The following is a 22,192-nucleotide window of genomic DNA, read 5'->3' on the forward strand; positions in this document are numbered from 1 at the left end:
CGTTGAAAGCCCTCGTACTCGAACAGGCGCGCGAGCTCGCGCTGCGCGACATCGACCTGCCGCTCGACGTCGGTCCGGCCGACGTCAAGATCCGCGTCCATACCGTCGGCGTCTGCGGCAGCGACGTCCACTACTACACGCACGGCGGCATCGGCCCGTTCAGGGTCGACGCGCCGATGGTGCTCGGCCACGAAGCATCGGGCACGGTCGTCGAGGTCGGGCGCGACGTCACGTACCTGCGCGTCGGCGACCGCGTCTGCATGGAGCCCGGCATTCCGCGCCTCGATTCGAAGGCGACGCTGCGCGGCCTCTACAACCTCGATCCGTCGGTGCGCTTCTGGGCGACGCCGCCCGTGCACGGCTGCCTCACGCCCTACGTCGTGCATCCGGCGTCGTTCACGTACCGGCTGCCGGACAACGTGTCGTTCGCCGAAGGCGCGATCGTCGAGCCGCTGTCGATCGGGCTGCAGGCCGCGAAAAAGGCGGCGATGAAGCCGGGCGACATCGCGGTCGTGATCGGCGCGGGGACGATCGGCGCAATGACGGCGCTCGCCGCGCTCGCGGGCGGCGCCGCGCGCGTGATCCTCGCCGACGTCGTCAAGGAGAAGCTGTCGCTGTTCGCGTCGAACCGCGCGGTGACGACCGTCGACGCGAGCACGCAGTCGCTCGCCGACGCGGTCGTGCACGCGACCGACGGCTGGGGCGCGGACGTCGTGTTCGAAGCGAGCGGCAACGCGAACGCCTATGCGGGCGTCATCGACCTGCTATGCCCGAACGGCTGCCTCGTGCTGATTGGGATGCCGCTCGATCCGGTGCCGCTCGACGTCGTCGCGTTGCAGGCGAAGGAAGCGCGGATCGAGTCGGTGTTCCGCTATGCGAACGTCTTCCCGCGCGCGCTCGCGCTGATCGCGTCCGGCGCGATCGACGTGAAGCCGTTCATCTCGCGCACGTTCCCGTTCTCGGACGGCCTGCGCGCATTCGAGGAAGCGGCGAGCGGGCATCCGCACGACGTGAAGATTCAGATCGAAATGGATTGAGCCATGGCACAGATCGTCTGCAGAAGTTTGACGAAGCGCTACGACGGCGGCCCGCCCGTCCTGCATCCGCTCGATCTCGAGATCGGCGACGGCGAGTTCATCGTGCTGCTCGGCCCGTCGGGCTGCGGCAAATCGACGATGCTGCGGATGATCGCGGGGCTCGAGGCGATCACGGGCGGCGAGCTCGCGATCGGCGAAGCCGTCGTCAACGCGTTGCCGGCGCGCGAGCGCAACGTCGCGATGGTGTTCCAGAACTACGCGCTGTACCCGCACATGACGGTGTACGACAACATCGCGTTCGGGCTGCGCCGCCTGAAGGCGCCGGCGGCCGAGATCGACCGGCGCGTGCGCGACGTCGCGCGGGTGCTGAGCCTCGACGCGCTCCTCGACCGCAAGCCGCGCGCGATGTCGGGCGGCCAGCAGCAGCGCGCGGCGATCGCGCGCGCGATGATCAAGACGCCCGACGTGTTCCTGTTCGACGAGCCGCTGTCGAACCTCGACGCGAAGCTGCGCGCGCAATTGCGCGGCGACATCAAGCGGCTCCATCAGCGCCTCAAGACGACGACGCTGTACGTGACGCACGACCAGCTCGAAGCGATGACGCTCGCGGACCGCGTCGTGCTGATGCGCGGCGGGCGCATCGAGCAGCTCGGCACGCCGGCCGAGCTGTACGGCTGCCCGCACACGGTGTTCGCGGCGGGCTTCGTCGGCACGCCGGCGATGAACTTCGCGGACGGCGCGATCGAGCGCGCCGGCGGCGGCGTCACGCTCGCGACGGGCGGCGTGCGCTGGCCGCTCGCGGAACGCCGCTTCGCCGGCCTTGCCGACGGCCGGCGCGTGAAGCTCGCGATCCGGCCGAACTACCTGCGCATCGCGTCCACGGAGCGCGCGGGCGCGCCGGGCATGTCCGGCCTGCCGGATACGCCGGGCGCGCTCGCGCTCGAAGGCCGCGTCGAACTCGTCGAGCTGCTCGGCGCCGAGGCGCTCGTCACCTTCGACTGGAACGGCGCGCCGTTCGCGGCGCTCGTGCCGGCGTCGGCCGCCCCCAAGCTCGGCGCCGTGGTAACGTTCACGTTCGACGAGCGCGACCTGCATCTGTTCGACGCCTCCACCGAGCGCAACGTGATGCTGCCCGACGCCGGCGCGCCGGCCGACGCCGCGCGGCCCGAGGCCGCGACGCGGCTGCCGCCGGACACGCCGCGCACCCTGTCGATGTCGCGCGCTTGAACGACGGCCGCCGAGCCGCACCCGCAGGAGCGAGACATGAATCCAGACCTGGAAATCGTCCCCACCCGCCGCGACGAGTCGTTCCGCGCGTGGGTGCACGACTATCCGCACACGGTCGCGAAGTGGCATTTCCATCCGGAGTACGAAATCCACCTGATTCAGGCGTCGCACGGCAAGTGCTTCATCGGCGACTACATCGGCGATTTCGCGCCCGGCAATCTCGTCGTCACGGGGCCGAACCTGCCGCACAACTGGATCAGCGAGCTCGGCCCCGGCGAGCGCGTGCCGTCGCGCGACGTCGTGCTGCAGTTCTCGCGCGACGCAGTCGAGAAGATGGTTGCCGCGTTCGCCGAGTTGCAGCCGGTGCTCGATCTGATCGACGACGCGTCACGCGGCGTGCAGTTTCCGGATGACGTCGGCGCGGCGGCCGCGCCGCTGATGCTCGAGCTGGCGAGCGCGCACGGCTGCCGGCGCATCGAGGTGCTGATGTCGCTGTTCGACCGGCTGTCGTCGTGCGCCGAGCGCCGCACACTCGCCGGCCCCGGCTACCGGATCGATGCGCAGCACTATATGTCGTCGACGATCAACCAGGTGCTCGCGTACCTGCGGCAGAACCTGCCCGGCGCGCTGCGCGAGACCGATGTCGCCGAATTCGCCGGCATGAGCATCAGCACGTTCACGCGCTTCTTCCGCCGCCATACCGGCTCGACGTTCGTCCAGTACCTGAACCGGCTGCGGATCAACGAGGCGTGCGAGCTGCTGATGCTCTCCGCATTGAGCGTCACCGACATCTGCTATCGGGTCGGCTTCAACAACCTGTCGAACTTCAACCGGCAGTTCCTCGCGATGAAAGGCATGCCGCCGTCCCGATTCCGCGCGCTGCACCGGCTGAACGAACCGCACGATCCCCCGGCCGCGCCCGCCGCGCCGCTGCCGGACGCGCGCGCTGTCTCCCACTCGCACCGGAGCCTCCACCCGTGACCTTTCTCGGCATCGATCTCGGCACGTCCGAAGTCAAGGCGATCCTCACCGACGCCGATTCCGCGCCGCTCGCCGCCGGCGGCGCGCCGCTCGCCGTCGACCGCCCGCATCCGCACTGGTCCGAACAAAGCCCGCAGGCCTGGTGGCACGCGACGCTCGACGCGATCGCCGCCGTGCGCGCCGCGCATCCGCGCGGCTTCGCCGCGTTGCGCGGGATCGGCCTGTCCGGCCAGATGCACGGCGCGACGCTGCTCGATCGCGCGGGACAGGTGCTGCGCCCCGCGATCCTGTGGAACGACACGCGCGCCGCGGCCGAATGCGTCGAGCTCGAGGCGCTCGTGCCCGAATCGCGCGCGATCACCGGCAACATGGCGATGCCGGGCTTCACCGCGCCGAAGCTGCTGTGGCTCGCGAAATACGAGCCCGCGGTGTTCCGCGCCGCGCACAAGGTGCTGCTGCCGAAGGACTACGTCGCATGGCGGCTGTCCGGCGAATTCGTGTCCGATATGTCGGACGCGTCCGGCACGCTGTGGCTCGACGTCGGCCGGCGCGACTGGTCCGAGCGGATGCTCGCCGCGACCGCGCTGTCGCGCGAACAGATGCCGCGCCTCGTCGAAGGCAGCGCGGCCGCCGGGCAATTGCGCGACGCGCTGCGGCGCGACTGGGGCGTGGCCGGCCCCGTCGCGATCGCGGGCGGCGCGGGCGACAACGCGGCGAGCGCGATCGGCATGGGCGTCGCGAACGCGGGCAGCGGATTCCTGTCGCTCGGCACGTCGGGCGTGCTGTTCGCCGGCAACGACCGCTTCGCGCCGAATCCCGGCGACGGCGTGCACGCGTTCTGCCATTGTCTGCCGGCGCGCTGGCATCAGATGAGCGTGATCCTGTCGGCGGCGGCGAGCCTCGACTGGTTCGCGAAGACCCGCGACGTCGCCATCGACACGCTGCCCGCGCTCGCCGAACGAGCGGATGCGGCGCGCGCGCCGCTCTTCTTGCCGTACCTGAGCGGCGAGCGCACGCCGCACAACGACGCGAACGCGCGCGGCGTGTTCTTCGGACTCGCGAGCGAGCATCGCGCGGGCGATCTCGCGTACGCGGTGATGGAAGGCGTCGCGTTCGCGATGGCGGACGGCTACGCGGCGCTGCGCCACGCCGGCACGACGCTCGACGACGCATCGTTCATCGGCGGCGGGTCGAAGAGCGCGTTCTGGGCGCGGCTGTGCGCGAACGCAACGGGGCTCGCGATGCATCGGCACGCGAGCGGCGCGGTGGGCGCGGCGCTCGGCGCGGCGCGGCTTGCACGGCTCGCGGCGACGCGCGATGCGATCGACGACGTGTGCGTCGCGCCGGCGATCGCGGAGACATATCGGCCCGATCCGGCGTCGGCGGATTGGCTCGGCGCGCGGCTTGCGCGGTATCGGCGGCTGTATCGGGCGTTGAAGGGCGAATTTGTCGCTTAGCGACGCGAAGGCCCCCGATGGTCGGTGTACGGCCGGCCGCCGGGTCAGGTTACGTCGCGTCCGTGCGTGCGTGCGAACGAACGCCTTCGTTCGACTTCGCGCGGCGCATCGTCTGCCGGATGCCTTCGCCACGCGCCTGTCAAGCTGGCGGGGCTCGGTCGGTCTTTCTTTCACGAGCGGCCGAAAAGAACGATGCATCGCTGGCGTGTAGCCTGCGTGGGCGTCGGTGGGCGGGGGCTCATGGGGCGGGCGGAAAGTGACTTTGGCTGCCCGAGTCGACTCGCGGTCGCGATGCCTCGATGCCTCGATGCCTCGATGCCTCGAGGGTGTTATGAACTTTACCGCTGATAAGGCAAGATGTCGGGATGAAAACCCGCAAGCCTTATCCGAGCGATGTAAGCGACGAAGAATGGTCGTTCGTTGTGCCGTATCTGGCGCTGGCTAGTGGGAGAAGACAGCGAACAACGCCGCCACGAGCTTCGCGAGGTCTTCAATGCGCTGCGCTGGCTGATCAGAAGCGGCGCGCCGTGGCGCATGTTGCCTAATGACCTGCCCCCGTGGGAAGCGGTCTATCAACAGACGCAGCGCTGGATGCGCGCGGGCTGTTTCGAGGCGATCATGGATGATCTGCGAGAACTGTTGCGCATGTGCGATGGACGCAAAGCGCAACCCAGTGCCATGATCCTGGACAGCCGCACATTGCAATCGACGCCGGAATCCGGCGCGCGCGCCGGCTACGACGGCGCGAAGCGCCGCAAGGGTTCGAAAGTGCATCTGGCGGTCGATACTCTGGGTCAGTTGCTGGCACTGCATGTGACACCGGCCAATGAGCAGGATCGCGCACAGGTCGAGCAATTGGCCCATGCGGTACAAGAATTGACCGGCCAGAGCGTGGCGCTTGCGTACGTGGATCAGGGCTATACCGGCGAAGCGGCTCGTCAGGCAGCACAAAGCCACGGCATTGAGTTGGAGGTGATCAAGCACACCCGAGGCCAAACGCGGTTTCGTGTTGCTGCCCAGATGCTGGGTGGTCGAACGCAGCTTCGCATGGGCCGCGCGCTTTCGACGCCTCGCGCGCGACTATGAACGCTTGCCTCACACGCTGGCCGGATTCCATTTCCTCGCCTTCGCCTGTCTAAGGCTGCCCAAAATCATCGACTTCATTCATATAGGTTCATAACAGGCTCTAGGTTCGCGAGCGCCCGGCGGAACGGCGCGGCCGAGACCGGCTCGGCCAGGGCCGCCGACTCACGCATCGCCGCTCACTCGTGGCGGCGCGGTCGAGCGGTCGCCTCGGCGACGCGGTCGACCCAGCCCCGGTAGAACGCGCGGTACTTGAGCACGAGCTTGTCGTACTTGCTGTACGCGCCGCCGCCGTCCGGCTTCATCCCGTTCCAGATTTTGACGTCGTACCCCGCGGCCTGTCTGGTCTGCAACCCGAACAGCACGTAGTCGGTCGCGCGGCGCAAGGCGCCGCCCACCTTCTTGATCGAGATGAGCATGTGCATGACGTTTTTGCCGTCGCTCACCGGCGTCACACACTGGAGCAGCTTGTATTTGACGTCTCCGTCCAAGGCGACGGTCATGACGCACCCGCCGGGGTAGCCATCGAAGTGCAGGTTCATCTGCGACATGTGCCCGCCGAGCGCGCGCGACAGCATGCCGAGGGGCCCGAAGTACCGGTCCACGGTGAAGTCGATCCCGGCACCGAACCACGCGCCCGCCCGGGCCAGCGACTCGACCTCCGGCCACCGGCGCCAGTCGTCGAAGAGCTTGAGCTCGAAGGCCGAGATCGGGAGCGCGTGCACGGGGTGAGCGTGCTGCGCGTCGTAGAAGTTCTCGACGATCCGCAAGACCGCCGTCGTCGTCTCGAACGCGAAGTGCAGATGCATGAAGTCGCCGTTGTCGACGTCGGCCGCGGCGATTTCGGGCAGCGGGTGCAGCGGCTGCGGGGAGCCGTACCAGACCCACACGTAGCCGTATCGCTCGGCGGTGACCAACGTCAGCTGGCGCGCGCCGCGCGGGACGGGCTCCAGCCGGCACACCGCCGGGCTGTGGCCGGGGATGTGAACGCACTGGCCCTGCTCGTCGTACCGCCAGTGGTGAAACGGGCACTGGATGCACCCGTCCTTGACCCGCCCGTCGGCCAGGTTCGCGCCGAGGTGCGAGCAGTGGCGGTCCATCACCACGGCCCGCCCCGTCGCGCCGCGCCACGCCACGCACGGACGGCCGAAGAGCGTCAACGCCGTCGGCTTGTCCTTGAGGTCGTCCGAGCGCATCGCGACGTACCAGCTCGCGGCCAGGCGCGTGGTCGCGTCGTACGCCCCCGGGGGATGCTCCTTGGCGACCGCTTGATCCAATTGAACGTCGTTCATCGTTTTCGTGTCGGTGTCGGCCGACTACTTCAGCGCCAGGCCGATGCGGGTCGTGACGTACGCCTTGAGCAGCGCAAACATCGGGTTGTAGTCGAAGTACTTTTTCACCTCTGCCGGCGCGCTGGTTTGCGTCCAGTGCAGCAGCTTCATCGCCGGCAGTAGGCTGTACTTCGAGTTGTTGAGATGCGGCTTGGCCCCGGTGATGCAGTACCCGAAGCCGAACATCGGCCTGGCGAAGTCTCGTTCATCGATGAGGGCGTGAATCCGCGCCGCGGCCTCCTCGGCCGGCTTGCGCCCGGCGCTCACGGCCTCGACCTCGGCCTTGGCGTCGTTGAACAACTGGTAGTACCCCTCCATGTCAGCGCACAGGTACCCGAGGTACGGGGGGTCGTTGTCGAGGTGATCGAGGTCGCCCTCGTCACGCGACGCGCGGAACCTCGCGTGAGCTTGCACGAGCCGGAACTGCCCGAGGATCGTGCCGACCGCCCACAGGCGGTGGAACGCGTCCCACAGGCGGAAGTCCGAGAACGCCGTGTAGCAGCAGCTGACGAAGTCGTCGTTGTGGTCTAAAAGCTTCTGCTGCAGGCGCTCGATGTACTCGAAGCGCTCGGGGGAGAAGTCGTCGTCGCGCAGCGCCTTGATGAGGCGCGCCGCGAGCGCGTGGATGGTCACCGCGGTGTTCTCGAGCCCCCGGGAGAAGAGCGGGTCGATGAACCCGTTCGCGTGCAGCATCAGGCAGTAGCGGTCGCCGACGCAGGCGCTCGACGAGAATTGCAGGCGGTCGGTCTTGACCCAGTCGCGCACCGGCACGGCGTCCCGGAACTGCGCCCCGATGCTCGGGAACCGCGCGAGGAACGCGTCGAATTCCTGCTGCGCGGGGATGTCCGTTTTCGGGTAGATACGCGGGTCGAGCTGCAGGCCGACGCTCACCAGGTTGTTGGTCGACCGCGGGTGGTTGTTGAACGGAATCACCCAGAGCCAGCCACCCGCGAACATGTGGTGCAAGGTCCCCTCGTGCCAGCGCCAGCGCTGCCCCTTGACCTTGAAGATGTCGTCGAACGGCTTGACCCCGAGCATGTGCGTGTAGAGGCTGCGCGAGTGCGTCTTGAAGCGACACGGCTCTTCGCGGAGCTTGAACTTGGTCGCGAGCGGCGCGCGGGGTCCTCCGCAGTCGATCATGTACCGGCCAGTGAACCGTTCGCCCTGGGCGGTGGTCACCGCGACGCCGTCTTTGTCGGCGTGGTATTCGGTCACGTTCGTCTTCTGGCGGACCGTGCAGCCGTATTTAATGGCGGCTTGCAACAGGTAGGCGTCGACGTCTTGCCGGTAATAATGGCTCTCCGGCCCCCACGGCAGCTCGGGAATGACGCACTGCGTGAACTCCTTCGGGTCGTGCTCCTGGCCGGGCTTGTGGAACACGAAGCCGAAGTTGCGCTTGATGCCCGTGCTCGACGCGACGTAACGCTGCGTCGCGTAGAACGACGTGATGCGGTCGAGCTCCGGAATGCCGTAGCGATCGGCGATGATGCGGTTCATAAGAGACGTCTCGGGGATCGACGATTCGCCGATCGTGAACCGCGGGTGCGACGACTCCTCGATGATCAGCACGCGAAACTGTTGGTTGGCCAGGATGGCCCCCATCTGGGTGCCGGACATGCCCGAGCCGAGGATGATCACGTCGAAGTGGTTGCTGTCGCGCCCGTTCGCGGGGCTCTTCTGAGTCATGGGGCACACTCTCCTTGTGAGATGGAACACATGGCCGCGCGCGTCAGGCGTCAGGGCTCGTCGAGCGCCGCGCGGAGGCGGGACCGCGCGGCACGCGTGAGCGCGAGTAGATCGCCGAGCATGCTGGGCGCGTAGCCCCCGCTGCCGATCGTGGGGCCGCTTCGCCCGACTTCGTACGCCCGCTCCGCCAATTTGACGTGAGGCGCGCGAAAACGCAGCAGGATCTCGAAGACCCGGTCGAGGGCCGCCAGCCCGGCCCCGACGGGCTCGCCCCGCGCGCCGGCCGCTTGCGCCTCGTCGAGCACCCGATCGACGAGCGCCGGCTCCCCGGCGAACCGGGCGTAGATCGCCCTGAACGCGGGAAGCACGTAGGGCAGGTACGTCTCTTTGAATTCTCGATACGCGTGGTGGTTCGATTGCGAACCCCACAGTACGTGCTCCAGCACGAAGAGGGGCATTTCCACGGCACCGGGGCCGAGGTAGCTCTGGCCCCCGACCCGAATCGGTTCGTAGTAGGGGCGAAGCTCGTCGTAGAAGACCTGCACCGAGATATAGCGGTAGGCGTAAACGATCGATTCGACCATTTTGTGGAGATGGTCCGCCAGCTCGTCGCACCCTTCGGCGAACGCCGGCGACCGCAGGGGCACGTCGTACAGCTCGACGGTCATCTCGATGGCCGCCTCGAGGGCCGCCATCGAGATGCGCACGCTCTCGAGCAGGTGCGCTTCGTCGCGTAGCCCGGTGTAGCTCCGCTGCGCGTCGGCCGCCGCGGGGTTCCAGACTGTCACATGCAGGAGCGTCTCGCGCGGCGGCAGGTCGGTCGCGCGCGCCAAGTCGAGCAGCACCGGCTCGAGCCCGGGCACCACGTCCGCGGGCTCGTGTCCGTGCCGCTTGAGCGACCCCAGGAAGAACCCGATGTCCCGCATCGCGGCGGCGGCTTCGACGAAGCCCCAGCCGGAGGGCACGCCGCGCGCCGGGAGGAGCTCGCGCAACAGGCCAACGATGCCGGGCACGTCCTTTTTACGATTCAGGCCAGGCAGCTGCAGAACGAGCGCCCGCGCCTGCAGCGGATCGCAGGCCGCCACCGCAGCGTGCGTGGCCGCGAATGCACATACCCGGCCCAGGGCGCGCTCCACTACAGGATCTCCGGCGCCGCGAGCGTCGGCCCGGGCTGGCTGCGAGACAGCCCCGCGTCGCCCTCACGCAGCGACCGCAGGTAGTCGTAGTTCGTCGGCAGGCTCGTCCTCAGACGCTCGGCCTCGCGCCGGATGCGGGCGAACATCGCCTCGGCCTTATCGATCGACTCCGGCCGGTGCCGCAAGAGCGGCAGCGACCGGTCGGGCAGCATGCCCAAGCCGGCAAAGATGCAGTAGTAGTTTCCGTTCAACCAGAAGTTCTTGAATTCGTAGTCGAAGGTCTCGTAGTACGTGGAATCGTCGAACGACGTGGTGGTCAGCGGCAGCCCCGCCTTGTAGCGCTGAACCTTCTCCTTGATGGCGTCCGAGAGCCGCAGGTCGTGCCGGTTCGCGAGCCAGAACGGCGTGTCTTCGCGCGACGTGGCGAAATAGTGCGCCTGGACGAAATCCCGGCAGTCGTCGAACATGTGGACGATCTCGGCGTTGAACGCGTCGGTCAACCGCGGGTCGAACGAGGTATCGGGGAAGTGCTTCACGAGCTGGTAAAGCGCCGCGTAGATGAAGTAGATTCCCGTCGATTCCAGGGGCTCCAAAAAGCACGACGACAGCCCGATAGCGACGCAGTTGTTGACCCACGCCCGCCCGTTGCGCCCGACCCGGAACTTGATCTGATTGAGCGGCTGCTTGTCCGAGAGGCCCCAGAGGTCGAGGAAGTCGGCGGTGGCCTGGTCGCGCGAGGTGAACTTGCTCGAGAAGACGTAGCCGCTGCCGAACCGGCCCAGCATCGGAATCTTCCAGGTCCACCCCGAGTTCATGGCGATCGAGGAGGTGTACGGCTCGATCCCCACGCGCGCGTCGGCGTTGGGCACGGCGCTGGCGACCGCGCTGTCGCACAGCAGATAGTCGGACATGTCAATGAAGGGCTCCTTCAGGGCCTGGTTGATCAAGAGCCCCCGCATGCCGGAGCAGTCGATGAACAGGTCCGCCTCCAGCGTCCGCCCCTCCTTGGTGGACAGGCTGGAGATGTAGCCGCGGTCGTTCAGGTGAACCTCCACGACCTCGTCGACCACGCGGTTCACCCCGCGTTCGATGGCCCAGCGCTTCAAGAAGTCGGCCACCAGGTGCGCGTCGAAGTGCCACGCGTGGGACATCTGGCGGGTGCCGTCGGGCAGGCACGGTGCTAGCTTGCCGTCGAGCGCCTCGGGCTGCGGGTAGCAGGCGTACTCCATCGGCTGCTGGAAGCCCTGTTCGCGTTTGCGCAGCCAGTAATGGGTAAGCGGCACGCCGTCGCAGTTCGGCACGCTGCCGAACAAATGGTAGAAACAATCGTCGCGCGAGCGGCCGGGAGACTTCCTCCAGTTCACGAACTTGATGGCGGCCTTGAACGCGCCGTTCACCTGGGGCATCCACTCCCGCTCCGGTATCCCGAGGAAGTCGAAGAACACCTTCTGCAAACTCGGGATGGTCGCCTCGCCCACGCCGATCCGGGGGATCGCCGCAGACTCGATGAGCGTAATGTTCGCCTGCTGTTGGAGCGCCCGGACGAGGTACGAGGCGGCCATCCAGCCCGCGGTGCCGCCGCCCACGATGACGATATTCTTGATCGGGTTGCTCATGACACTCTTCTCATAGGATTTAAAACCTGAATGGATAGTGCCGCTTTATCGAGCTGAACTCGCAACTCGTCCGGTAACGCGTCATAACGTGTCTGGCTCATCACGACAAATGACACCGGGAAGGCATAGTGAATCGCAGCGAAGTTCGGCAACTCTCCGTGAAAAGACCTTCCAACCGCCCCATCGCCTGACGACAGCACACCGTCCAGCGCACCAGTCCGCAGCAGCGAACGCACTGCCCCCCCTGACAAAGCTGCCTTTCGGGCGCCAGCCACGTCTCCAGGGCAATGGAGAACGTCCTTCCACGCAATATCCGGACATCCTTGCCTGCATCCCCAGAGTTTGATCCGAGGCTGTTCCCCTCTCAATTCAAATAGAGGCACAATCGAACAATACGAGACGCCCATCGCATCGGCGGCACACCGCGCAAGGGATGCCGCGTCAACAGATTGACTTGCCGATATGGCAATCGCCATTAGTGCATCGAGATGCTCAGACAACACCATAGCAGTATTCACAATGGCACACCTCGCAAAATTTCATATCAATCTCAATTGACCCAGAGAAATACTCAATCCCAGCAAATATCGGCTAAATATTTTCCAACAAAAGATTTAATTTTTTAAAACAAAGAAATTCACTTTTTCATTGAGAGCGTGCGCGCCGACGAATTTTTTGTCTAAAAATGCGAAATGAACGACTGAACTCACTGGAAAGGAAATAAATTCATCATCATTTCTGAAACAAAGATGTCAACCTTGGCGCATTTCGGCGGTCTTGACCTGCTCCCCGCATTTAGTACGGTGACGGTGTAGAGTCCATTCCAGAGAGAAACGGCAATGAAAAAGCGATTCACCGAAGAGCAAATCATCGGCATTCTGAAGGAAGCCGAGGCTGGCCTGAAACCGGCGGAGCTGTGCCGCAAGTACGGCATCTCGGAAGCGACCTATTACAACTGGAAAGCGAAGTTCGGCGGGATGACGGTCCCCGAAGCGCAGCGCCTGAAGGAACTGGAGCAGGAAAACAACAAGCTCAATCGCCTGTTGGCCGAATCAATGCTCGACAACGCCGCGCTGAAGGATCTGCTGGCTTGAAAGTAGCAAGCCCGCAGGCCAAGCGCGAAGCGATCCGAATATTGATGACCGAACGCGCCATGGGTGTTACCCGGGCCTGCAGGCTGGTAGGGATTTCGCGCTCGCTGTTCCACTACGAATCACGCCGCCAAGTTGACGAGGAAGCGCTTGCCGGCCGGATGATGGCCATCGCCGCGCAGAAGCGCCGCTACGGCTATCGCCGGATTCACGTGCCGTTGCAGCGGGATGGCTGCTTCGCCAACCATAAGCGCATCTGGCGCCTGTACAGTAAGGCGGGACTGAGCGTGCGCAAGCGGCGACGCAAACGTATTGCGGCTGTCGAACGCACGCCGCTGCCGTTACCAACAGGCCCGAATCAGAGTTGGTCGATGGACTTCGTTTCTGACGGGCTGGCCTACGGTCGGCGGTTTCGATGCCTGAACGTGGTCGACGACTATGCGCGTTCATGCCGGGCCCGCTCCATTTGGGAAAGCAAAAATCAAATGAACGCCACTCATCCGAATTGATGCGGATTGACATCCATGCCGCATCGTCATTCCAGTCGATTGAAAGATATTTGCATTATTAAAATTAATAATGAAAATTATTCGAGTTCCACCTGCATTTAATTTTCAATCGCCATTCAAAAAATCCGCTGCAAGGTCGGCCCGGCCGTCTGAATTTTCCCAATCACGTTACAGGGCTGCGGGGCAAACCTGAATCCGAAAACCCACAGGATGGATGCCAGACGGCAACCGGCAAGTTCGTCATTCAGTCAAGCGCGGCACCGTGTATCCGGGCCGATGAACGAACAGGGAGATCGAGCGCACGCGGCGGCGGCGGCGGCGGCGGCGGCGGCGGCCTTCAAGATAGCCGCAAAATCGAATGGACAAACCGCCGCCGCTAAAACGTCCAACGCCGCCGTCCGGATCGTCAAACTCGCGTCGCCGACGGCATCCGTCGCAGCCGCCTCGGCAATGCGCGGCGCTTCATGCGTCCATGCGCCCCTCTACCCGACCATCGATACGCTTCCGCGAAATGCGCCGACGCGATCGCGGCGGCCGCTTCGGCGATCCATTCAAGCACATCGATTCATCGTCGCGGCCTCACTCGCTTCTCGTCCGCGCACACTTCCACTCACGCGCCGCGCCCGACTGCTTTTCGTTCATTCGACGACCGATATCCAATCTCCATTTACACCGGCATCAATCGAAATTTCTTTCAAATATTACGTCTTTGATTGAAATCAAAATCGCATTTCATTTCACACATTCACTCATATAGCCACAATAAAACACATTTCATTCGACATTCCCAAAGACGATCAAAATATAATTCACCTCGATGCTCAAAGTGCCATCGATATCGATTCGATCACGTCAATTCCACTCCCACCGGCAATCGACACCCCCTATCCGACACCCTCTCCATCATCCTGATCTTCCGATTCACACAATGACGAGCGAGCAACAATCGATAACCATCACGCATCCGCCCAAACAGCGCCTGTCGGCCTTGCCTCGTCGCATCCTGGGCGCAATGCTGGTCGTCGCGACATCCGTCGCGGCGAGCGGCGCGCACGCAAACCCGGCGCCGCAGATTCAAGCGGCTTCGTGGCTCGTCGTCGATGCCGACTCCGGCAAGACGCTCGCCGAGCACAACGTGAATGCGCGCCGCGAGCCGGCGTCGCTGACCAAGCTGATGACCGCGTACCTCGCGCTCGATGCGCTGAAGCAAGGAACGCTGCACTGGGACGAGAAGGTCGAAATCGCCGCCGCCGATATCGCGTCCGTCGGCAACGACGAAGCGCGGATGTATCTCGCGCCGGGCCAGCTCGTCCAGGTGCGCGACCTCGTGCGCGGCCTGATCGTCGCGTCCGCCAACGATGCGGCGCTCGTGCTCGCGAAGCGGATAGGCGGCAGCCCCGCCGGCTTCGCGAAACGGATGAACGACGCGGCGCAGCAGCTCGGCATGCGCGATTCGCACTTCGTGTCGCCGTCCGGGATCACCACGCCCGATCACTATTCGACCGCGCACGACCTGTCGATTCTCGCCCGGCATCTGGACCAGGATTTTCCGGCGTTCTACGCGTTCTCGTCGCAGCCGCATTTCGAATACGGAAAATTCGCGAAGACGAACAAGAATCGCCTGCTCGGCACCGATCCGACCGTCGACGGCATGAAGACGGGCCATACGAATGCAGCCGGCTGGTGCATGGTCGTCACCGCGAAACGCCGCGTCGCCGGCGCGTCCGCGAAGCATCGCGTGATTGCCGTGCTGCTCGGCGAGCCGACGGAAAAGCAGCGGCTCGCCGATGCGAGAAGACTCCTCGACTGGGGCTTCGCGTCGCTCGGCGGCGAGCATCCGGCCGCGAACGGCGCGCGCCGGGCCGGCCCGCAGGCTGGCGAGCGCCGCTCGGCGGAATCGGCGCGCATGCTCTGACATTCGCGTAGCCGAACACCGCGCTTCATGCGTTTGCGCGGCGACGGCGGCGCAAACGCATGAGGCGCACGCCGCCGTCGATAGCACGCCGAAGCGGCGCGCGCCGCCCGGCCGATTCACCTTTCCCTTCATCGCTCGCCCGGCATCGCGCCGCGCGTGACGGCGTGCTTCGTCGCGTCCCGTTTCCGTGCGCGCTCGTCCGACAGCGAAGAACGCGCCGGCCGCCGGCCACGACGGCATTCCGACGTCACCAGCATTCCGGCCGCGCAGGCTTCGCCCCGGATGCCCTCCACCACGCTTCCGTCACCGCGAGGACGACTCGACATCCATCCGATCATGCTGAGATCCACTGCATCGCTTCACCGCGGCCCGCGCGGCCTGCCCCGATGGCGCTCGCGCTGTGTCCTCGGACTCCTCTGCGCCGGCTTCGCCGCACTCGCCGTGCGCGCACTCTGGGTCCAAGTCGTGCATAGCGATTTCTACATCCGGCAAGGCGTCAAACGCTACGAGCACACGTTCGAAGCCTCGCCGGCGCGCGGGCGCATCCTCGATCGCAACGGCGGCGTGCTCGCGATCGACAAGCCCGTTGCCGACGTGTGGATCGAGCCCGAAGCGTTCCGCCGCGCGACGCGCGCGCAAATGCATGCGCTCGCGTCGCTGCTTCGGCTGCCGGGCGACGCGCTTGCCGCCAAGGCGATCAGCAGCCGCCAATTCCTGTACGTGAAACGATGGGTCGAAGCGGACCTGGCCGCGCGCATCGGGCAGCTCGCCGCGCCCGGCGTGCATCTCGGCCGCGCGACGCGGCGCTATTACCCAGGCGGCAGCGATTTCGCGCAACTCGTCGGCTTCGTCGGCGCGGACGGACACGGGCTCGAAGGCGTCGAACTCGCCGACGACGCCGCGCTGTCGGGCATCGGCGCGAAGCGCGACATGATCGTCGACCGGATGGGCCGTCCCGTCGACGTCGGCGATGTCGAGTCGGCGGGCCGGCCCGGCGCGGACATCCGGCTGTCGATCGACCGCCGGCTCCAGCATCTCGCGCGGCTCGCCGTCGAAGAGACCATCGCGCGCACCGCCGCGGCCGCCGGCTGCGCGATCGTCGTCGATGCGAAAACGGGTGAGATCCTCGCACTCGTCAATCTACCGTCCTTCGATCCGAACGGGCAGCCCGCCGCGTATGACGACCGCTTTCGCGATCGCGCGCTGACCGACGTCTTCGAGCCGGCGTCGACGCTCAAGCCGTTGACCGTCGCGCTCGCGCTGAGCGAAGGCGTCGTCACGCCGGACACGCGCTTCGACACGTCGCCCGGCGTGTTGCAAATCGACGGCGCGACGATTCACGATACCGGCGATTTCGGCGAACTCACTGTCACGCAGATCATCGCGAAATCGAGCAATGTCGGCATGGCGAAGATCGCCGAGCGGCTGCGCGCGCAGGACATGTGGCAGACGTTCGCGCGCGCGGGCATCGGCGAGCGCCCGCTCGCCGGGATGCCGGCGATCGCGCGCGGCACGCTGAGGCCGGCGCGCGGCTGGAAGCCGATCGAACGATTGACGATGTCGTACGGCTACGGGCTGTCGATGTCGCTCGCGCAGCTCGCCGACGTCTACACCGCGTTTGCCGGCGACGGCCGCCGGATACCGCTGTCGCTGACGCACGCGAGCGCGCCGCCGGAACGCGTGCCCGTCGTGCCGGCGGCGGTCGCGCGGCAGATCCGCGCGATGCTCGAGACGGACGGCGCCGAAGGCACCGCGCGCGTCGCCCGCCTGCCCGACTACCGGATCGGCGCGAAGACGGGCACCGCCCGCAAGCTGTCGGGCAAGCGCTATGCGCGCGGCAAGTATCGCGCGCTGTTCGTCGGCATGGCGCCGATGAGCGATCCCCGCCTGATCGTCGCCGTGATGATCGACGAGCCGTCGCGCGGCTCGTACTACGGCGGCCCCGCGGCCGGCCCCGCGTGGGCCGGGATCATGGAGAACGCGCTGCATCTGCTCGGCGTGCCGCCCGATCGATCGCCGACGCGGCATGCGTGACGCATGCCCCGGCCGCCTCGTCCATTCTCATCGCGCGCCGGTCGAGTCGCCGCAATCCGGCCCGCGCGCGAGCCATCCGTTCGGAATCTCGACATGTTGAAACTCAAGCATCGCTTCTTCCGCCGCGCATCGCGCGCGGCATCCAACACCCCGAACGAAGCCGGACACGCCGCCCCCAACGGCGATCGCCAACGCGAGCCGAACGCCGCGACGCGCGTGCGCGCCGGCGCGCGATCGAAACATCATGCCGCCCGCGAACGGGCGCTCGACTCAGGACGCGGCGTTGGCCGGCGTCTTGCCCGCGCAAAGGCCCGTTCCGGCCGACGGCCTGCCGCGCGCCGCCCACGAGACGCGCCTGCCGCGCCGGCGCGACTGCATCTGCCGCCACCGCCCGTACATCTGCTTCGGTCCGCGATAAGCGGTGTCCCGTGAGTCGGGCGCCGCCTCCGCTTCAATAAACGTCTCGCGCATAACGCTTGTCCTTTGCGAGCCGTGCGACGTAGTCCGCCGCCTGCTCGTCCGTCATCCCCCCATGCCGCGCGACGATCGTCTTCAACGCCGCGTCGACGTCCTTCGCCATGCGCGCCGCGTCGCCGCACACGTAGAAATGCGCGCCCTCCGCGAGCCACGCCCATAGCGCCGCGCCCTGTTCGAGCATCCGGTCCTGCACGTAGATCTTCTCTTTCTGGTCGCGCGAGAACGCGAGATCGAGCTGCGTCAGGAAACCGTCCGCCTGCATCTGCGTGAGCTCGTCGCGGTAGTAAAAATCGGTGTCCGCATGCTGCTCGCCGAAGAACAGCCAGTTGCGCCCCTTCGCGCCGCGCGCGCGGCGTTCGTGCAGAAAGCCGCGAAACGGCGCGATGCCCGTGCCCGGCCCGACCATCACGATCGGCGCGTCGCCGCTTGCGGGCGGCCGGAAATGCGCGGACTTCTGCACGAACACCGGCACGCCCGCGTCGGCCGCGCGATCCGCGAGGAACGTCGACGCGACGCCCTTGCGCTGTCGCCGCCCGTTGCTGTATCGGACCGCCGACACGGTCAGATGGATCTCGCCGCGGTGCGCGTTCGGGCTCGACGCGATCGAATAGAGGCGCGGCTGCAGGCGCTTCAGCATCCCGGCGAGCTCGGCCGCCGACAGCTCGACAGGAAACTCGTGCAGCACGTCGGCGAGCTGCTGCCCCCACAGCCAGTTTTTCAGGTCCGCCTTGCGGTCGTCGCCGAGCAGGCGCTTCAGCGCGCCGCCCGCGCGGCTGCGCGACGCGATGAACGCGAGCGCGTCCGGATGCGGCCGCGTGATGTCGAGGTGCCTGGCGAGCGCGTCGGCAACGCGCAGCTCGCCGACGCCCGCGACCGTCACCGGCGTGTCCGGCTTCAGATGCGTGAGCGTCAGCAGCTCGTCGACGAGTTCCGGGCAGTTCGTCGGCCACACGCCGAGCGCGTCGCCCGTTTCGTACTCGATCGCCGCGCCGTCCGTCGACAGCGACACGTAGCGCGTATCCTTCGCCGCGCCCGGCTCGTTGAGCCGCAGGTTCGCGACGAGCCGCGACGCGGCCGGGCGCGTCTTCGTCGGAATCGCGCCCGACGGGATCATCCCGTCCGCCGGCACCGCGTGCAGCGCCGCGTCCTCTTCCTTGATTCGCGCGATCACGCGGTCGAGCCACGCGTCGGCGGCCGGCTGGTATTCGGCGTCGCAATCGACGCGCTCGACGAGGCGCGCCGCGCCGCGCTCCGCGAGCCGCGCGTCGAGCCGGCGGCCGTGGCCGCAGAACAGGTCGTAGTTGCGGTCGCCGAACGCGAGCACCGCGTAGCGGACGCCGTCGAGCCGCGCGGCGTCCGCCGCATCGAGCGCCGTCCAGAATTCCTGGCCGTTGTCGGGCGCGTCGCCGTCGCCGAACGTGCTCGTCATCAGCAGCACGTACTGCGCTTTCGCGAGCGCGGCGGCCGGATAGTCGGCCATGCACGCGACGCGGATCTCGAAGCCCGAATCCATCAATTGCGTCGCGTAACGCTCGGTCAGCGATTCGACGTTGCCCGTCTGCGACGCCCACAGCAGCACGACCTTCGGCCGCGTGCGCACGATCCGCACGCCGCTCGGCGCGGGCGACGCATCGGCCGACGCGGGCGACGCGGACACCGTCGAGGCGGCGCGTGCGCAAGCCGCTGCCGAAGCCTCGCCGGACACGCGGCTGAACAGCCCGGCGAGCAGCCCGTCGACCCACAGACGCGTGTCGCCCGCAAGCGGCGCGCTCGCCGGCAGCACCGGCACGCCGCCCGGCCGCCCGCCTTCGGCGGCGCGCAGGCCGCTGACGAAGCCTGCGACGTAGACGCGCTCCGCGTCGGTGAGCCGCGGCGCGCTCGCCGCAGCCGGAACGCCCAGCAGCGCGGCGAAGGTGTCGATATCGGACATGTCCAGTTCCTTGGGCGCGGCGTCGGCGGCTTCGAACGACGCCCCGGACACCGCGCCGGCCCGCGCATTGCGCGATTCGGCGAGCGACGCGCGGCCGTCATCGCCCGCATCGTCGACCGCGTCGACGCGCGCGAGCGCGACCGCGCAGAATTTGAGTCCGGGTTGCAGCGACACCGGATCGACCGCGTCGTTCGTGACCGCGTTCACGCACAGGTCGTCGCCGTACACGTCGTTCCAGTGCATCGGCGCGAAGCACGCGCCCGGCCGCACGCGATCGGTGACGACGGCGGGCAGCACCGCGCGGCCGCGCGCCGAGCGGATCTCGACCGCGTCCTTCGCCGCGATCGACAGCGCGGCCGCGTCGTCCGGATGGATCTCGACGAACGGACGCGGATTCAGCTTGTTCAGCATCGCGACCTTGCCCGTCTTCGTCATCGTATGCCATTGATGCTGCAGGCGGCCCGTATTCAGCACGATCGGGAATTCGGGCGTCGGCGTCTCGGCCGCCGCGGCGTGCGGACGCGCGAAGAAGCGCGCCTTGCCGGTCGGCGTCGGGAACGCGAGCGCCGGCGCCGCGCCGTCGGGCAGCGTCGCGCGCGGCCGGCTCGCGCCGTCGTTCAGATAGCGGATCGGATGGCGGTCCTGCCCGTCGTCCGGCGGGCAAGGCCATTGCAGCGGCGTGTCACGCAGCGCCGCGTGGCTCGCGCCGCGCAGGTCGTAGCCCGTCTTCGGATTCGCGAAGCGCTTGATCTCGTCGAACACATCGGAGGCCGAACGATAGTCGAACGCGTCGCCGTAGCCCATCTCGCGCGCGACCGCCGCGACGATCCGCCAGTCCGGCCACGCGCCGCCGGGCGGCTCGACCGCCTGCCGCATCAGCGTCAGGTTGCGCTCCGAGTTGATCATCACGCCTTCCGCTTCCGCCCACAGCGCGCCCGGCAGCAGGATGTCCGCGTAGCGGTTGGTTTCGGTGTCGAGGAACGCGTCCTGCACGATCACGACGTCCGCCGCCTGCAACCCCGCGATCACGTTCTTGCGGTTCGCGACGGTCGCCGCCGGATTCGTGCAGATGATCCAGCACGCCTTGACGTCGCCCGCGGCCATCTTCGCGAACAGGTCGACGGTGCCGCCGCCCGCATCCTTTCTGAGCGTGCCGGCCGGCAGGCTCCACACGTCCTCGACGAAGCGGCGGTCTTCGTCGTCGAGCGCCGACCGCTGGCCGGGCAGCCCCGGCCCCATGTAGCCCATCTCGCGGCCACCCATCGCGTTCGGCTGGCCGGTCAGCGAGAACGGGCCGCTGCCCGGCCGGCAGATCCTGCCCGTCGCGAGATGCAGGTTGCAGATCGCGTTCGTGTTCCAGGTGCCGTGCGTGCTCTGGTTGAGCCCCATCGTCCAGCAGCTCGTCCACTCGCGCGCGTCGCCGATCCATTGCGCGGCGAGCCGGATGTCGGCTTCGGCGATGCCGGTGATCCCGGCGGCCTTGTCCGGCGCGTATGCGTCGAGAAAGCCGGGCATCGCGTCCCAGCCTTCGGTGTGCGCGGCGATGAAGTCCGCGTCGGTCTTGCCGTTCGCGTGCAGCAGATAGAGCAGGCCGTTCATCAGCGCGAGGTCGGCGCCCGGCTTGATCTGCAGGAAGAGATCCGCCTTGTCCGCGGTCGCGGTGCGGCGCGGATCGACGACGATCAGCTTCGCGCCCGCCTTCACGCGGTCCATCATCCGCAGGAACAGGATCGGATGGCAGTCCGCCATGTTCGAGCCGATCACGAAGAACAGGTCCGCGCGATCGAAGTCCTGATACGAGCCGGGCGGGCCGTCCGCGCCGAGCGACAGCTTGTAGCCGCTCCCCGCGCTCGCCATGCAAAGCCGCGAGTTCGATTCGATGTGCGGCGTGCGCACGTAGCCTTTCGCGAGCTTGTTGACGAGATACTGCGCTTCGAGCGACATCTGGCCCGACACGTAGAACGCGAGCGCGTCGGGGCCGTGCGCGTCGAGCGCCGCGCGCAGCCGGCGCGCGGTCTCGGCGATCGCGTCGGCGATCGGCACGGGCGCCGGATCGCGGTCGCGCGCGTCGCGCACGAACGCGCGCTCCAGGCGGCCCGCGTTGCGCAGCGCGACGTGCGCCGACGAGCCCTTCGTGCACAGCCGGCCGAAGTTGGCCGGATGCTCGGTGTCGCCGGACACCTTGACCACCTCGCCGTCCTCGACGTGCAGCACCATCCCGCAGCCGACGCCGCAGTACGGGCACACCGTCTTCACGCTCGCGCTCGCCATGTTCGCTCGCCTCGCGATCAGTTCGCGCGCGTCACGCGGCGATCCACACGTAGCCGTCCTCGATGCGCGACGGATACGCGTTCACCGACTTGTCCGGCGCTTCGAGGCACTCGCCCGTGCGCAGGTCGAAGTGATGCTTGTAGAGCGGCGACGCGACGACGACCCGCTCGCCGAGGCTGCCGATCAGCCCGCGCGACAGCACGGCGGCCTGCGAATGCGGATCGACGTTGCCGATCGCGAACGCGCGGCCGCACCCGCCGCCGTCGTCGACGTGGAATACGGCGACCTGCTCGCCATTGACGAGCGCGCACACGCCCGTGTTCGGCACGATGTCGTCGAGCGCGCAGACGGGCGTCCACGCGGATGCGTCTCGATGGCTGCTCATGGTGTCCTCCTTGCTGTAACTGACGA

16 protein-coding genes and 1 pseudogene are annotated in these 22,192 nt (G+C 67.2%); 11 read left to right on the forward strand and 6 right to left on the reverse strand.

Annotated features, from left to right (window positions below; all coding sequences use genetic code 11):
• The first annotated feature begins 2 nt into the window (after positions 1-2).
• The 5 genes and pseudogenes from WS70_RS25815 to WS70_RS25835 all read left to right on the forward strand — a co-directional run bounded on the left by WS70_RS25815 (position 3) and on the right by WS70_RS25835 (position 5,882).
• Complete coding sequence (locus WS70_RS25815; protein WP_059598394.1) at positions 3-1,037, forward strand: NAD(P)-dependent alcohol dehydrogenase; 1,035 nt, start codon at positions 3-5, stop codon at positions 1,035-1,037.
• A gap of 3 nt (positions 1,038-1,040) precedes the next feature.
• A complete protein-coding gene (locus WS70_RS25820; RefSeq protein WP_059598395.1) occupies positions 1,041-2,264 on the forward strand; it encodes an ABC transporter ATP-binding protein in 1,224 nt (407 codons plus the stop codon).
• Between the two features lie 36 nt (positions 2,265-2,300).
• Positions 2,301-3,245 carry an AraC family transcriptional regulator gene (locus WS70_RS25825; protein WP_059598396.1) on the forward strand — a complete coding sequence of 315 codons (945 nt, stop codon included), beginning with the start codon at positions 2,301-2,303 and terminating at the stop codon, positions 3,243-3,245.
• Complete coding sequence (gene xylB / locus WS70_RS25830; RefSeq protein WP_059598397.1) at positions 3,242-4,702, forward strand: xylulokinase; 1,461 nt, start codon at positions 3,242-3,244, stop codon at positions 4,700-4,702. The genes WS70_RS25825 and xylB overlap by 4 nt, the downstream gene beginning before the upstream one ends.
• A 365-nt stretch (positions 4,703-5,067) precedes the next feature.
• Positions 5,068-5,882, forward strand: a pseudogene (locus WS70_RS25835) (IS5 family transposase).
• Between the two features lie 82 nt (positions 5,883-5,964).
• Here the strand turns inward: WS70_RS25835 and WS70_RS25840 are convergent.
• From WS70_RS25840 to WS70_RS25855, 4 genes are read right to left on the reverse strand one after another with little or no spacing between them, the layout of a single operon-like run.
• Complete coding sequence (locus WS70_RS25840) at positions 5,965-7,077, reverse strand: Rieske 2Fe-2S domain-containing protein (protein WP_059472967.1); 1,113 nt, start codon at positions 7,075-7,077, stop codon at positions 5,965-5,967.
• 24 nt (positions 7,078-7,101) lie between these two features.
• The gene (locus WS70_RS25845; protein ID WP_059598398.1) at positions 7,102-8,802 is read right to left on the reverse strand and encodes an NAD(P)/FAD-dependent oxidoreductase; all 1,701 of its coding nucleotides are present in this window, start codon (positions 8,800-8,802) and stop codon (positions 7,102-7,104) included.
• 50 nt (positions 8,803-8,852) lie between these two features.
• The gene (locus WS70_RS25850) at positions 8,853-9,938 is read right to left on the reverse strand and encodes a monodechloroaminopyrrolnitrin synthase PrnB family protein (protein WP_059598399.1); all 1,086 of its coding nucleotides are present in this window, start codon (positions 9,936-9,938) and stop codon (positions 8,853-8,855) included.
• Positions 9,938-11,554, reverse strand: a complete 1,617-nt coding sequence (locus WS70_RS25855; protein ID WP_059472964.1) for a tryptophan halogenase family protein — start codon at positions 11,552-11,554, stop codon at positions 9,938-9,940. Before WS70_RS25855 ends, WS70_RS25850 begins: the two co-directional genes overlap by 1 nt.
• 839 nt (positions 11,555-12,393) lie before the next feature.
• On the opposite strand from WS70_RS25855, the gene WS70_RS25865 reads away from it, so the two are divergent.
• From WS70_RS25865 to WS70_RS25885, 6 genes are all read left to right on the forward strand, one after another.
• The gene (locus tag WS70_RS25865) at positions 12,394-12,648 is read left to right on the forward strand and encodes a transposase (RefSeq protein ID WP_059472963.1); all 255 of its coding nucleotides are present in this window, start codon (positions 12,394-12,396) and stop codon (positions 12,646-12,648) included.
• A complete protein-coding gene (locus WS70_RS25870; protein WP_159082967.1) occupies positions 12,645-13,154 on the forward strand; it encodes an IS3 family transposase in 510 nt (169 codons plus the stop codon). The genes WS70_RS25865 and WS70_RS25870 overlap by 4 nt, the downstream gene beginning before the upstream one ends.
• A 276-nt stretch (positions 13,155-13,430) precedes the next feature.
• Positions 13,431-13,871, forward strand: a complete 441-nt coding sequence (locus tag WS70_RS31890; RefSeq protein WP_159082968.1) for a hypothetical protein — start codon at positions 13,431-13,433, stop codon at positions 13,869-13,871.
• Between the two features lie 211 nt (positions 13,872-14,082).
• Entirely contained in the window at positions 14,083-15,069 is a 987-nt protein-coding gene (locus WS70_RS25875) for a D-alanyl-D-alanine carboxypeptidase family protein (RefSeq protein WP_059598400.1), read from the forward strand.
• Positions 15,070-15,405: 336 nt separating this feature from the next.
• Positions 15,406-17,103 (forward strand): peptidoglycan D,D-transpeptidase FtsI family protein, encoded by a 1,698-nt coding sequence (locus tag WS70_RS25880; protein WP_059472961.1) that lies wholly within the window; start codon positions 15,406-15,408, stop codon positions 17,101-17,103.
• Positions 17,104-17,196: 93 nt separating this feature from the next.
• On the forward strand, positions 17,197-17,535 hold the full coding sequence (locus tag WS70_RS25885) for a hypothetical protein (RefSeq protein WP_082722436.1): 339 nt from the start codon (positions 17,197-17,199) through the stop codon (positions 17,533-17,535).
• A gap of 19 nt (positions 17,536-17,554) precedes the next feature.
• Here the strand turns inward: WS70_RS25885 and WS70_RS25890 are convergent, their stop codons facing one another.
• Positions 17,555-21,781 carry a bifunctional nitrate reductase/sulfite reductase flavoprotein subunit alpha gene (locus WS70_RS25890; RefSeq protein ID WP_059598402.1) on the reverse strand — a complete coding sequence of 1,409 codons (4,227 nt, stop codon included), beginning with the start codon at positions 21,779-21,781 and terminating at the stop codon, positions 17,555-17,557.
• 31 nt (positions 21,782-21,812) lie between these two features.
• Complete coding sequence (gene nirD, locus WS70_RS25895) at positions 21,813-22,166, reverse strand: nitrite reductase small subunit NirD (RefSeq protein ID WP_059472958.1); 354 nt, start codon at positions 22,164-22,166, stop codon at positions 21,813-21,815.
• Positions 22,167-22,192: the final 26 nt, after the last annotated feature.

The organism is Burkholderia mayonis (genome assembly GCF_001523745.2).
Taxonomy (GTDB): domain Bacteria; phylum Pseudomonadota; class Gammaproteobacteria; order Burkholderiales; family Burkholderiaceae; genus Burkholderia; species Burkholderia mayonis.

Excerpts from the sequence above, each read along its gene's own strand:
- WS70_RS25820 (WP_059598395.1), top strand. The coding sequence starts at position 1,041 with ATGGCACAGATCGTCTGCAGAAGTTTGACGAAGCGCTACGACGGCGGC.
- WS70_RS25825 (WP_059598396.1), top strand. The coding sequence starts at position 2,301 with ATGAATCCAGACCTGGAAATCGTCCCCACCCGCCGCGACGAGTCGTTC.
- WS70_RS25840 (WP_059472967.1), bottom strand. The coding sequence starts at position 7,077 with ATGAACGACGTTCAATTGGATCAAGCGGTCGCCAAGGAGCATCCCCCG.
- WS70_RS25845 (WP_059598398.1), bottom strand. The coding sequence starts at position 8,802 with ATGACTCAGAAGAGCCCCGCGAACGGGCGCGACAGCAACCACTTCGAC.
- WS70_RS25855 (WP_059472964.1), bottom strand. The coding sequence starts at position 11,554 with ATGAGCAACCCGATCAAGAATATCGTCATCGTGGGCGGCGGCACCGCG.
- WS70_RS25865 (WP_059472963.1), top strand. The coding sequence starts at position 12,394 with ATGAAAAAGCGATTCACCGAAGAGCAAATCATCGGCATTCTGAAGGAA.
- WS70_RS31890 (WP_159082968.1), top strand. The coding sequence starts at position 13,431 with ATGAACGAACAGGGAGATCGAGCGCACGCGGCGGCGGCGGCGGCGGCG.
- WS70_RS25875 (WP_059598400.1), top strand. The coding sequence starts at position 14,083 with ATGACGAGCGAGCAACAATCGATAACCATCACGCATCCGCCCAAACAG.
- WS70_RS25880 (WP_059472961.1), top strand. The coding sequence starts at position 15,406 with ATGCTGAGATCCACTGCATCGCTTCACCGCGGCCCGCGCGGCCTGCCC.
- WS70_RS25885 (WP_082722436.1), top strand. The coding sequence starts at position 17,197 with ATGTTGAAACTCAAGCATCGCTTCTTCCGCCGCGCATCGCGCGCGGCA.
- WS70_RS25890 (WP_059598402.1), bottom strand. The coding sequence starts at position 21,781 with ATGGCGAGCGCGAGCGTGAAGACGGTGTGCCCGTACTGCGGCGTCGGC.
- nirD (WP_059472958.1), bottom strand. The coding sequence starts at position 22,166 with ATGAGCAGCCATCGAGACGCATCCGCGTGGACGCCCGTCTGCGCGCTC.